At 70.8% G+C, this 12,441-nt stretch carries 11 protein-coding genes; 1 reads left to right on the top strand and 10 read right to left on the bottom strand.

Annotated elements, in window-relative coordinates:
• Nucleotides 1-116 precede the first annotated feature (116 nt).
• From VKH46_05645 to VKH46_05630, 4 genes are all read right to left on the bottom strand, one after another.
• Nucleotides 117-1,154 carry a patatin-like phospholipase family protein gene (locus VKH46_05645; GenBank protein HKB70308.1) on the bottom strand — a complete coding sequence of 346 codons (1,038 nt, stop codon included), beginning with the start codon at nt 1,152-1,154 and terminating at the stop codon, nt 117-119.
• On the bottom strand, nt 1,151-1,843 hold the full coding sequence (locus tag VKH46_05640; GenBank protein HKB70307.1) for a hypothetical protein: 693 nt from the start codon (nt 1,841-1,843) through the stop codon (nt 1,151-1,153). Before VKH46_05640 ends, VKH46_05645 begins: the two co-directional genes overlap by 4 nt.
• A complete protein-coding gene (locus tag VKH46_05635) occupies nt 1,840-2,880 on the bottom strand; it encodes a M4 family metallopeptidase (GenBank protein HKB70306.1) in 1,041 nt (346 codons plus the stop codon). The genes VKH46_05640 and VKH46_05635 overlap by 4 nt, the downstream gene beginning before the upstream one ends.
• A gap of 122 nt (nt 2,881-3,002) precedes the next feature.
• A complete protein-coding gene (locus tag VKH46_05630) occupies nt 3,003-3,476 on the bottom strand; it encodes a hypothetical protein (protein HKB70305.1) in 474 nt (157 codons plus the stop codon).
• Nucleotides 3,477-3,654: 178 nt separating this feature from the next.
• On the opposite strand from VKH46_05630, the gene VKH46_05625 reads away from it, so the two are divergent.
• Nucleotides 3,655-5,745 (top strand): hypothetical protein, encoded by a 2,091-nt coding sequence (locus tag VKH46_05625; GenBank protein HKB70304.1) that lies wholly within the window; start codon nt 3,655-3,657, stop codon nt 5,743-5,745.
• 37 nt (nt 5,746-5,782) lie between these two features.
• On the opposite strand, the gene VKH46_05620 is transcribed toward VKH46_05625, so the two are convergent.
• The 6 genes from VKH46_05620 to VKH46_05595 form a co-directional block, all read right to left on the bottom strand.
• Nucleotides 5,783-6,346, bottom strand: a complete 564-nt coding sequence (locus VKH46_05620) for an NTP transferase domain-containing protein (GenBank protein HKB70303.1) — start codon at nt 6,344-6,346, stop codon at nt 5,783-5,785.
• Between the two features lie 16 nt (nt 6,347-6,362).
• The gene (gene mqnC, locus VKH46_05615) at nt 6,363-7,538 is read right to left on the bottom strand and encodes a cyclic dehypoxanthinyl futalosine synthase (GenBank protein ID HKB70302.1); all 1,176 of its coding nucleotides are present in this window, start codon (nt 7,536-7,538) and stop codon (nt 6,363-6,365) included.
• Between the two features lie 186 nt (nt 7,539-7,724).
• Nucleotides 7,725-8,909 carry a bifunctional glutamate N-acetyltransferase/amino-acid acetyltransferase ArgJ gene (gene argJ / locus VKH46_05610; GenBank protein ID HKB70301.1) on the bottom strand — a complete coding sequence of 395 codons (1,185 nt, stop codon included), beginning with the start codon at nt 8,907-8,909 and terminating at the stop codon, nt 7,725-7,727.
• A complete protein-coding gene (gene argH / locus VKH46_05605) occupies nt 8,906-10,324 on the bottom strand; it encodes an argininosuccinate lyase (GenBank protein ID HKB70300.1) in 1,419 nt (472 codons plus the stop codon). The genes argJ and argH overlap by 4 nt, the downstream gene beginning before the upstream one ends.
• Nucleotides 10,325-10,529: 205 nt before the next feature.
• On the bottom strand, nt 10,530-11,768 hold the full coding sequence (locus VKH46_05600; protein HKB70299.1) for an argininosuccinate synthase: 1,239 nt from the start codon (nt 11,766-11,768) through the stop codon (nt 10,530-10,532).
• A partial coding sequence (locus VKH46_05595; GenBank protein ID HKB70298.1) for an aminotransferase class III-fold pyridoxal phosphate-dependent enzyme occupies nt 11,765-12,441 on the bottom strand: 677 nt, incomplete at its 5' end. The genes VKH46_05600 and VKH46_05595, both read right to left, overlap by 4 nt.

Genomic DNA, 12,441 nt, shown 5'->3' with positions numbered 1-12,441 from the left:
GAACGGAAGGCCGAAGCTCGCGCAGTCGGCGAGGACGCGAAGGCTCGCCCCGCAAAAGAACACCGCCGCCCACGCCGCGGCCAGCGTCCCGAGTACGCGTCGCAGTACGATCTTTTTCATTTTTGCCTCCTGGCTGGCCGTTCACGATTATACGCCCTTCCGGTCAGCCTCCTCCCCAGCTCGCGCAGGAACTCGACGGCGTCCAGGCAGTCCAGCCCGATCGGCAGCGCCGGGACGTCCGACGCCGCGAAGCCGTAGTCGCGGACCATCTTCTCCATCGTGATCTCGACGTCGAACCGGTGGAACTCGATGTCGCCGTTCTGCGCGAGGCGCCGGCAGCCGTAGAGCTGGTCGGCCTCGGCGTCCCCCTGGATGTCCGTCAGGAGCCGCTGAGCCCACTTCCACGGAAACCACCGATCCGCCTCGCGCCCGCGGACGTTCGAAGCGAAGGAGCCCGTCCCGAAGCTCCAGAGGACGGTCTTCCCCCGTTCGAAGAGCGGGTCGGCGCAGTAGTCGAGCGCTTCGAACGCGGCCTGACGCGCCGGCGTGTTGAAAACCGTCGTCCCGCCGTCGATGTACCGGCCGGCCCACGGCCCGAAGTACCAGGGCGCGGAGAGCGCGGTCGCCGCGACGGCGTCGCGCACCGGCCAGTCGAGCGCGATGTTCGGTTTTCCGGACTTGAACGGATAGCTCGAAAGGAACAGCTCTTCGTTTCGCACGAGGTCGTGCGTGGTGAGCATGATCGCCTGGCGCTTCCCTCCCCGCGTCGCGAGATCTCGCAGGGCGAGGTCGTCGAGGCGAACCGCGAGCTCGGCGACGGCGCTCGACCGGCGGTACATCCGGCGGGAGACGAGGCGCCCGAGCGTCGAGCTCGAGAAGCTCCTCCGGAAGACGCGGCCGACCATCCGCGCGTAGAGCTCGAGGATCTCGTTCGCGCTCATGCGAGAGAACGCCAGGAGAGCCGCGATGATGCCTCCGGTCGAGGTCCCGGCGAAGAGGTCGAACGCCTCGCACGCCGGGATCCCCGCCTGCGCCTCGAATGCCGCGAGCATGTGCAGAGTGAGGATGCCGCGCACGCCGCCGCCGTCCAGCGCGAGGATGTGGCGCTTCGACGGGTCGAAGGAAGGGAAGGCGAGAGGAGGCGGACGGCTCATGAAGCGGCGAAGAGCGCCGATCCTCGACGACCGGTCCCAGGGAGATTGCCGTGGTCGCTTCCGCCGCCGCTCTTCGAGCTATGGCGGACAGGTCGCTCCCTCGCCATGACGGAGTCGTCGGCGACCGCCGTTCGACGTGCGACCCGGGACTCGCGACCCACGACTCTTCCGTCCGTTCTTCCGATCACTTCGAAGTCCTCTGACGGATGGACTTCCAGGAACGGGCCGTCGGTGTCGACGACGAGGGGACCGCCGAAGCGGAGCGTTTCCCCGGCGAGCGGGAGCCGGTCCGCGCAGACGCCGTGCGCCGCCGTCGCCGGCTCGCATTCCAGGCGAAGGTACCGCTCGTCGGGCGCCTCGAGAGCGCCGATCGAGAGCCCGTCCAGCGCGACGTCCACCGTCCAGAACCCGTCGCTCGAGTGCTGCGCGTCGCGGACGAGCCGGCCGATTCCCTCACCCGAGCACCCCGTGTCGACCCAGCCCGAGATCCCGAGGAATTTGAAAGGCGTCGTGAGGCACGCGATCGCGCGCGAGAACCATCCGAGCGCCGGCTGCGGTCTTCCGGAGAGCTTCGCGAGCGTCGCTGCCGGATCGCACCGCCGCCCCGACAGGACCCGTGACTCTCGACGCGCGACTCGCGACTTCTCCCTGCCGCGGAGACGGTGGTACCAGAGATGACGGATCCTCACGCCGTCGCCGCGGCGGCCGCCCGCCGAGCGGACGACACGCCCACGGCCTTCCAGGCCTCGCGCACCGCCTTCTCCTCCGCGCCCGATGAGCCGAACATCTCGGCCGCGACCGCGATCGTCGTGGCCGCGGCGTCGTTGAAATCGGACGTGTGTCGGAGCCGTTCGGTCAGCGCCGTGTACCAGATCGCACCCGCCTTCTCCCATGCGTGGCCGCCGATCGCGACCGCGGCGAGCGCGAAGGCGCGGTTCGGGATCCCCGAGTTGACGTGCACGCCGCCGTTGTCGTCGTACCCGTCGTAGTAATCCTTCATGGTCGCCGGCTGCGGGTCCTTCCCGAGCACCGGGTCGTCGTAGGCCGTCCCCGGGTACAGCATTGAACGGATCCCGCGCCCGCGCACCTTCGGCGTGAAGAGGCCGGCGCCGATCAGCCAGTCAGCCTGGTCGACCGTCTCCCGCCGGTTCCACTGCTTGACGAGCGATCCGAACACGTCGGAGAAGCTCTCGTTCAGCGCGCCCGGCTGCGACTCGTAGTCGAAGTTCGCCTCCATGCCCGTCACGCCGTGCGTGAGCTCGTGCCCGATCACGTCGAGGGCCACGGTGAACCGATTGAAGATCCGGCCGTCGCCGTCGCCGTACACCATCTGGGTGCCGTTCCAGAACGCATTGTCGAAGTCGCGGCCGTAGTGGACCGACGAATCGAGCCGCATTCCCTTGCCGTCGATCGAGCTCCGGCAGAAGACCTTCTCGTAGAACTCGTACGTCGCCCCCGCGCCGTCGTAGGCCTCGTTGACGGCCGGGTCCTTCGACGCCCGTCCCGCTTCCCCGCGGACGAGGCGCCCGGGAAGGACGGAGCTCCCGGCCTCGTCGTACACCGTGCGCCGTTCCTCCCCCGCCGGCACGGTGGGACAGACGCCGCCGTAAGCGTCGCGGTGGCCGCGAAGCCGCTCCGTCTGGAGGAGCGTCTCGAGAGCGCGGGCGCGTTCGACCGCGTCGCCGCGTCTGGCGATCGCGTCGAGGATGTAGGGAGGGACGATCATTTCGCAGCCCGAAGGGCTGCGCATCTCGCCGACCGAGGGACTGCGCATTTGGCCGCCCGAGGGACTGCGCATCCCGCCGCCGGAGGGGACGCCGGACCGGCCGGGGGACGGACCGCGGCCGCTCATCGCGAGGCCTCGGCGGAGAACGGGACCCTCCGGAGGCCCCGGACGAGCCCCGTCGCCGGGTCGAACTCGACGGCGTACAGCCCCGGGGCGAGCTCCTCCCCGGGCGGCGCCCCGAGCGCCTCCACGGTCTTCGCGAGACCGACGGCCGCGCCGAGGATGTCGGCCGTCTTCGGGTCGCGAGACTCGCCGAACTCCGTCAGGTTCCAGCCGTCCTGCAGCGCGAATTTGGCGTCCACGGCGCCGAGCCCGGAGCGGACCCGCAGAACGTATTCCTCGTCCTTCTTCGGAAGCCACACGATCTGCGCCGGATGCTCGTTACCCTTGCTCGAGACGAGCAGATAGGGCTGCGGCCGGTAGAACCGGATCCCCTCACGGTACTCGGAGTCCTTCGACAGCCGCGTGACGCCCACGGAGGCGCAGCCGGCGGCGGCGCACACACCAATCCAGGCCAACAGCTTCACCAGGCGCATGAGTTCCCCTTTCCTGCTCTTCTCATCGCCGGCCGGGCCAAAAGGGGACACCCGGGGAGCGAAAAACTTCGTCGTTTAGAATCGGCCCATCGAAACCCCTCCGGGCCCGCCCGCTCCCGCCGCCCCGCGCGGGCGCCTCGTAGGGTTCCTCGTCGCGACGGGGATCGGGGTCGTCGGCGTGGCCTGGGTCGCGGTCCGGCAGCTCCGGGCGCGGCCCGACGTTCCCGTCCGCTTCGCCGCCGCCGCGTTCGCGGCCGCGGCGGTCCACGCCGCGGTCTTTGCCGCCGTCCAGCGGCGTTTCGGCGCCCGGGGGGCGTGCCTGTTCGTCGGCGCCTCGCTCGCCGCTCTGGCCGCTCTCGGCGGGCCCCGCCGGGCGGCCGCGCTTCTCGTCCTCGGCGCCGCCGCGGCGCTGTTCGCGGCGATCGGCGACCGGGCGGGGCGCCTTGTCCTGCCGGACTCTTCGCTCTCGGCCGGAGTCCGGGTCGGGATGGGGATCGCCCTCTTCTCGTGGGCGATCTCGATCGCTCTGATGGCGGGCGTCTTCACTCCGGCCTTTCTCGCGATTCTGCTCGCCGCCGCGGCGGCGTGGGGCGCCGCCGGCATCCGGCCGGTCGCGGCGGATCTGCGCTCCGCGGGCCACCGCCTCGCTGAAGAATGGAACGGCGCGACCGCCGCCGGGGTCGAGATCGGGTTTCTGCTCGCCTCCACCGCGATCGTCCGGAACCTGGCTCCCGAATCGGGCTTCGACGCCCTGACCCGCTATCTCCCCTGGGTGAAGCTCGCCGCGCATTTCCACTCGTTTCCCGACCTGCCCGGACAGTTCCCGTTCGTCCTGCCGCAGGCCGGGCTCGCCTGGGCGGCGGCGTTCTCGTTCGATCCGGTCGCGCAGCGGGGAGCGATGCTCGCCGCGCTCGCCGTGTGCGCCGCGATCGCCGCGTCCCGGTGCCGGGCGCCGCGGGCGAACGCGGCGCCGGACGAGTCGCCGCGGGGAAACGCGGCGCCACACGAATCTCCCGGGGGAATCGGCTTTCTGGTCGTGCTCGCGGTCGCCTCCTGTCCCCTCGTGCTTTCGGCCGCGCACGGCCTGCAGCCCGACGCCTTCGGATGGATCGCGGTCCTCCTCCTCGGCGTCGTCGCCGTCGACGCGAAAGCGCCGGGCAGCTCCCTTTTCTGGTTTTCCTGCGGAGCTCTCGCGGCTCTCGCGTGGTGCGCGAAATACTCGACGGCGGGCTTCGTCGCTCCTCTCCTGCTCTACGCTTTCTGGCGCGGCCGGCCGGCGGGATTCGGGCGCAATGCCTTCCGAGCGGCGGCGTTCGGCGGCGCGGGCGCACTGCTCGCCGGAGGTCCGTGGTTCGTGCACGCGTTCCGCGAAAGCCGGAACCCTTTCTTCCCGGTCCTGTCGTCGATCTTCCCTTCCCCGCTCTGGCGTCTCAGGATCGACGAGGCGTGGCGGGGCGGCTTCGCGTTCGAGAAAGGGTGGCGCGGCGCGCTCTGGTGGCCGATCGACATGACGATCCACACGAACCGTTTCGCCGAGGGGCACGCGGGGAGCTTCGGACTGGCCCTTCTCCTGCTCCTCTTGCTCGCGGCGATCGCGCTCCGCTCCACGGACCGGACCGAACGCGTCTGGCTCGCCGCGGGAGTCGTCGGGACCCTGCTCCTCTGGACGAAGACGCCGCTCGTCCGTTACTGGCTGCCCGCGCTCTGGCTCGCCCTCCCTGCGGCGGCCCGCGGTGCGGCGCGAATCGCGGCGCGGATCGGAAGGCGCCCCGCCGCGATCGGCCTTGCCGCGATCGCCGCGTTCCAGACCGCGTACGCCGCATTCCCGTCGAAGCCGGACCTCGAAGGGCGGCCGTGGGCGGTGTTCACGGGGAAGATCGGCGAAGATCCGTACGCCGCGAGCGCGCCCGGAGTCGCGGCGCTCGAGCGCCTGTCGACGGCCGATCCCTCCTGGCCTCGAGTCTGGTACACGGGCCTCTACGCCGTCGGGCACGCCGACGTCGTGCCGCTCATGGCCGAACGGTGGGAGCTCGCGTTCCACGTTCCTCCGCACGACACGGCGGCTCTTTTCCGCTACATCGACTCGGCCGGCGGCCGGTACTGGGCGGTCGCGAATGACCTGAAGGACCGGGCCGAATTCGACGCCCTGGGAATCCCGGAGCGCTACTGGAGAGAGTCGAGCGTCGTCGTTCGCGACGGGACCGCGACGATCTACCGAATGCCGGGGCCTTCCCCGGTTTCGACGGAACTTCCGTCCCGGACGCGGTGACGCCGCATGAAAACGAGGGACGGGTTCCCGCGGGGAGTCAGCTCAGATCGCCGGCCCGGTCCACGTCGAACGCCGCGCGGGGCATCGCCACGAGACGAACTTCCGCGGCGTGCTCGGTGAGCAGCCGTTTCGCTCCGGCGTCGCCGACGAGATCCTCGAGCATCGGGAACGCCGAGCGCGCAAAGACGGCCGGGATGCCGTACGCGCCGTTGCCGTAATCGGCCGCGGCGGCGAAGGCTCCGAGCTCGAAGGCGCGGAGAAGTCCCGCGAGGTCGAGGACGGCGATCCTCACCTGATCGCAGGCGAGGATGAGCGCCGCCTCGACGTTCGGGTCGGCGGCCGCGCGCGCGATCCCGGCGGCGATCGACGTGGACATCCCTTCCGTCCACCGTTCGTTGAAGACGGCTCGCGCTCCCTCCCGTTCCGCTTCGATCGCGACCGCGGAATCGTGGACGACGGCGAGCACCGGACGGCAACCGGCCTCTGCGGCGATCCGCACCGCCCGCGCGACGAGCGTTTCCTCCCCCGCCTTCAGGAGCGGTTTCGCGGAACCCATGCGCGAGGAGGCTCCCGCGGCGAGAACGACGGCGGCGACGTGCATGTGAAGGACGGCGGCTCTAGGCTGTCGCGATTCCGTCGTCGATGTCGCCGGAGGAACTGTGGACGGAAAGCTCGGTCCGCCGCGCCTTCGGAACGGGGAGCGGACCCGTACAGCACGGTTCGGAGCAGGCGTCGTACAGCGTCCGCCGCTGGACGGGCGTGTAACCGGCCTCGGAGATGATCCGCTCCATCCCCTGTTGATCCATCCGGTTCCGGGCGCCGGCGGCGGCGACGACGTTTTCCTCGATCATGATCGAGCCGAGGTCGTCCGCTCCGAAGGAGAGGCTCGTCTGTCCGATTTTCGCCCCCTGCGTCACCCACGAGCCCTGCACGTGGCGGATGTTGTCGAAGAAGAGGCGCGAGACCGCGAGCGTCTTCAGGTACTCGTGGCCCCCCGCGAGCCTGACCTGCCCGTCGAGCGCGGTGTTCTCCTCCTGGAACGTCCAGGGGATCCAGGCCGTGAATCCGAACGTCCGGTCCTGGAGATCGCGCACGACCTGCATATGGAAGACCCGCTGCTCCAGCGTTTCGCCGACGCCGAACATCATCGTCGCCGTCGTGCGCATGCCGAGCGCGTGCGCCGACTCGTGAACGTCGACCCACTTCTCGACCGGCGCCTTCGTCAGCGACCAGATCGCCTTACGCACCGAGTCCTCGAGGATCTCGGCGCCGCCGCCGGGGATCGACTGGAGCCCCGCGTCGCGCAGCCGGGCGATGACGTCCTTCATCGGCTGCTTCGTGAGCTTCTGGAGGAAGTACACCTCGGGCGCCGAAAGCGCGTGGAGATGGATCGTCGGAAAGTTCTTCCGGATGAACCGGAACATTTCCTCGTAGAAGGAGAACGGGAGCTTCGCGTGGACGCCTCCCTGGAGCAGCACGCCCGTGCCGCCGAGGTCGACCGTCTCCTGCAGCTTCTCGCCGATCTGGTCCCACGTGAGCACGTAAGCGTCGTCGGCGCCGTCGGGCCGGTAGAACGCGCAGAACTTGCAGCGGTAGACGCAGACGTTCGTGTAGTTGATGTTCCGGTCGATGATGTAGGAGGCGGCGTCGGGGTCGTTCTTCCGGTTCCGGATCTCGTTGGCCGCCGCGCCGAGCTCGAGCAGGTTCCCGTCGCGCAGAAGCGAGGCGGCATCTTCCCAGGACAGGCGCTCGCCGGAGAGCACGCGGCCGAGGATGTCGGAAGTCCCGCTCACCCGGAGATTCTACCGTGCCGGGACGGATCGGCTCCGGGACTGCGATCGCGGCCTGTCCGGATCATTGCGAGCGAAGCGAAGCAATCTCCAGATTCCAGGCATTGGAGATTGCTTCGTCGCTCCGCTCCTCGCAATGACGGATCGGACTTCATCCGTCGAGCGGGTGATCGATTCGCCGCGCCTGCCTCAGGAACGGTAGTCCGCGTTCAAACTGACGTAGTCGTGTCCCAGGTCGCTCGCCAGCACGGTCGCGGATGCTTCTCCCGCTCCGAGGTCCGCGATGATCGGAACGCGCTCGCGCGCAAAGACTCGGGCGGCGTCGCGTTCGCGGTACGGCCACGGGGCGCCTTCCGCGACGAGCCGGACCGGTCCGGCGAAGAGCGCCACCCGACGGGTCGAGATCCGCGCGCCGCTCCGGCCGATCGCGGCCAGGATCCGGCCCCAGTTCGGGTCGCCGCCGGCGAGCGCCGTCTTGACGAGCGGCGACGTCGCGATCGCGTTGGCGGCCAGCTTCGCGTCCCGTTCCGTCGCCGCCCCGCGAACCGTGATCTCCATCACCCGTCCCGCCCCCTCGCCGTCGCGGACGATCCTCCAGGCGAGCTCCCGGCAGACGTCGTAAACGGCGCGCCGGAATTGTTCACCGTCCGCGGGAGCCGACAGCGGCTCGTTGCCGAGGCGGCCCGAGGCCATCAGGAGCACCGTGTCGTTGGTCGAGGTGTCCCCGTCGACCGAGATCGCGTTGAACGTCGAATCCGCGGCCTCGCGGAGGGCGGCCTTCAGATACGCGGGCGTCGCCGCGGCGTCGGTCATGACGAACGCGAGCATCGTCGCCATGTCCGGGTGGATCATCCCCGCGCCTTTCGCGAACCCGACGACGCGTCCGCGGCGGGAGCCTTCGCGGAAGGTCGCGGAGGCGACCTTCGGGCCCACGTCGGTCGTGAGGATCGCGTGCGAGGCGGCGTCGGTCCCTCCCGGCGAGAGCCGCGTCACGGCGTCCGGCAGGGCCGCCCGGATCTTCGCGTCCGGAAGAACGACGCCGATCACCCCCGTGGAGGCGAGAAAGATCTCGGAAGGAGGGCAGCGCAGGAGGTCCGCCGCCCGCTGCCGCACGCGCGCCGCGGCCCGTGTCCCCTCGGGTCCCGTGATGGCGTTGGCGCAGCCGGAATTGACGACCACCGCCCGGACCCGGCCACCGCTGCGCCGCAGCGCGGCTTTCGAGAGCTCGACCGGCGCGGCGGAGAAGCGGTTCTTCGTGAAGATCGCCGCGGCGTTCGAGGCGTCCCGTTCCGAGACGATCAACGCCAGATCGGGACGCTTCTTGCGAACGCCCGAACGGACGCCGCTCGCGAGAAACCCTTTCGGAAGGTTCATCGCCGCTTCTCCTCCTGCGCGATCCGGCGCCGGGCGATCTTCGCCGCCTGGCGCACGCGCGCCGGCGACGTCCCTCCGAAGACCCGGCGCTTGCCGAGCGCGCGATCCAGATCGATCGCGGCGAGATCGCGCAGCGTCATCCCGGCAGAGGGCGAGATCTCCTTCAGTCCGCGCCCGGACGCGAGCGCCGCCGCGACGTGCTTCCCGACGAGCGCGTGCGCCTTGCGGAACGGGACGCCCCGCGCGGCGAGAGCGTCGGCGAGCTCGGTCGCGAGGATGGCGCCTCCTTCCGCCGCCGCCCGCATCTTCGGACGGTCGAGGGAGAGCCCGCCGACGAGAGCCACCAGGGCGGGAAGCGCCGCCGCGAGGACCGCCCGCATCCGGAAGAGCGGCTCCTTGTCGAGCTGGAGGTCCTTGTCGTAGGCGAGCGGAATCCCCTTCAGGACCGCGAGCAGGCCGGCGAGCTCGCCGACCGCGCGCCCCGCGTGGCCCCGCACGAGCTCGAGGACGTCCGGGTTCTTCTTGTGCGGCAGGCGCGACGATCCCGTCGCGAGCGCGTCGGGCAGCTCCGCGAACCCGGCCTCGTCCGACGAGAAGAAGATCACGTCTTCGGCGAGGCGCGACAGGTGCGAAAGAAGGAGCGCGGCGGCGTAAAGATAGTCCGCCCCCCCGTCCCGGTCCGACACCGCGTCGAGCGAGTTCGCGGTCGGCCTCGCGAAGCCGAGATCGCGCGCGAGCGCCGCGCGATCGACCGCGATCGGCGATCCCGAAAGGGCCCCGGAGCCGAGCGGGCATGCGTCGGCGCGCGCGGCGGCTTCCCGGAAGCGCCCGGCGTCCCGCAGGAGCATCTCGACGTACGCGAGGCACCAGTGGCCGAACGTCACCGGCTCGGCGCGCTTGCCGTGCGTGTAGCCGGGCATCGCCGCCGCCGCCTCGTCTTCGCCGCGGCGCGCGAGAACGGCCGCGAGCGCGAGCGCGTGCCGGCGCGCCTCGCGGAACGCGTCGCGCAGCCAGAGGCGGAGGTCGGTCGCGACCTGGTCGTTGCGCGATCGCCCGGTGTGGAGCTTGCCGGCGGCCTTTCCCGCCGTCTTCTGGATCGACGCCTCGACGAACGCGTGGACGTCCTCGTGGCCGTCGGACGACTCCGGCGCGCCGGCGCGCGCCACCCGCTCGAGCGCGCGCCTCAGGCGCGTCTCCTCGCCCCGCGATATCGCTCCGGCCTGCCGGAGCGCTGCGGCCCAGGCGATCGAGCCGCGCACGTCGTGCGCGAGGAGCTCGCGGTCGAAGGCGAACGAATCGTTGAAGCGGCGAAGCTCCTCCGACGGCGGCGCGGCGAACCGCCCGCCCCAGAGGTCACGTCGCTTTCGCTTGCTCGGGGGACGAGGATTTCCGGATGGCGTCGCGGCTCGCCCCACCAGAGTCTCGACCGCGCCGCCACCCGGCGCCTCGCGGCGCTTCGCTCCCGCATCGCGAACCTCCTCCCCTCGGTTACTTCGGGGAGACTCTTCGCGATGCGAAGAGCCCCCGAGAACCCGATCGCGCGATCGTCCGCGCGCGACTTCGGATTTCAGCGACTCCCTCACTCCAGACCTCGATTCAGGGCCGTCCGAGCGGTCGCCATCAGCGCTTCCCCCCCGCGCGGCGCGGCGCGGAGACCTCGATCGGGGGGAGGCGGCGTCGGCCGCGCGTCGGCAGCCCGAAGAGGCGGATGAACCCTCCGGCGTCGGCCGGCGTGTATCCGGCCATGTCGAACGAGGCGAGCGCCGGATTGTAGAGAGACGACGGGGACGTCCGGCTCGCGACCGACGCCGATCCCTTGTAGAGCTTCACGACGACGGTGCCGTTGACGTTCCCGGCGAGCGAGGCGAAGAACGCGTCGAGCGATTCGCGAAGCGGCGAGAACCACTGGCCGTAATACACGATCTCCGCGTACCGGACCGCGAGCCGCTCCTTCTCGTGCGCGGCGTCGCGGTCGAGCGTGATCGATTCGAGCGCCCGGAGCGCCGCGACGAGGATCGTCCCGCCGGGCGTCTCGTACACGCCGCGCGACTTGATGCCGACGAGGCGGTTCTCGACGAGGTCCACCCGGCCCACGCCGTGCCGCCCGCCGACGGCGTTCAGCCGTTCGATCAGGGCGGCCGGGCCGAGAGGCTCGCCGTCGACCGCCACCGGAAAGCCTTCTTCGAACGCGATCGCGACGCGTTCCGGCGCGTCGGGCGCGTCTTCCGGCGCCACGGTCAGCCGGTAGATCGACGGGTCGGGCTCCCAGGCCGGATCTTCCAGTTTTCCCCCTTCGTGCGAGATGTGCCAGAGGTTCCGGTCCCGGGAGTACGGGTCCTTCTTCGTGGCCGGCACGGGAATTCCGCGGGAGGCGGCGTATTCGATCGCGTCCTCGCGCGAGGCGATCGACCATTCGCGCCACGGCGCGATGACGGAGAGCTCGGGCGCCAGAGCCTGGTAGGCGAGCTCGAATCGAACCTGGTCGTTGCCCTTGCCGGTGCACCCGTGGGCGAGCGCGTCGCACCCCGTCGAGAGCGCCGCCTCCACCTGCTTCAAGGCGATGAGCGGCCGGGCCGCCGCCGTGCCGAGGAGATACTCCCGCTCGTAGACCGCTCCCGACCGGAGGAGCGGAAAGAGATAGTCGCGGGCGAATTCGTCGCGCGCGTCGACGAGGACGAAGTCGGCCGCGCCCGTGCGGCGCGCCTTCTCGGCGAGACCGTGAGTCTCCTCCTGCTGGCCGACGTCGACGGCGACCGCGACGACCTCGCAGCCGTAGTGTTCCTTGAGCCAGGGAATGATGACGGACGTGTCGAGCCCTCCCGAATACGCGAGCGCGGCGCGGCGAACCGTTTCCTTCATGCGGGTCTCTCCTCCGAAAGAATTCGATCGAGCGCCCGCACGAAACCGGCGAGCGCGCTTCTCGGAATGATGTACGGGGGAAGCAGGCGGATCACGCGCTCGCGCGCCGTTCCGACGACGAACCCGAGATCGAGGAGCCGCCGGGCAACCGGGCCGGCCGGGCGGTCGAGCTCGATCCCCCAGATGAGGCCGGCGCCGCGAACGTCGCGGACCGAGGGATTCCGGCGCGCGAGCGCCGCGAGCGCGGAACCGAGCCGGCGTCCGGCCGCCTCCACCCGCGCGAGCAGGCCTTCTTCCTCGATCGCTTCCAGGAACGCGAGCCCGAGCCGGCACGCGAGCGGGTTTCCGCCGAACGTGGTTCCGTGGTGGCCGGGGCGGACGACGCCGGAGAGCTTCTCGCCGACGACGACGGCGCCCAGCGGAAGCCCCCCGCCCAGCGCTTTCGCGAGCGTGACGGCGTCCGGCGACACGCCGGCGCGCTCATGGGCGAACAGCGTCCCCGTCCGCCCGAGCCCGCACTGGATCTCGTCGAAGATCAGCGTCGCGCCGCTCCGGTCGGCGGCCTTCCGCGCGGCCCGGAGGAACTCGTCCGAAAGCGCAATGACGCCCGCCTCCCCCATCACGGGCTCGAGCAGGATGGCGGACGTCTTCTCCGTGACGGCCGCGGAGAGCG

The organism is Thermoanaerobaculia bacterium (assembly GCA_035260525.1).
Lineage (GTDB): Bacteria > Acidobacteriota > Thermoanaerobaculia > UBA5066 > DATFVB01 > DATFVB01.
This window is presented reverse-complemented; position numbering and strand designations above follow the sequence as displayed.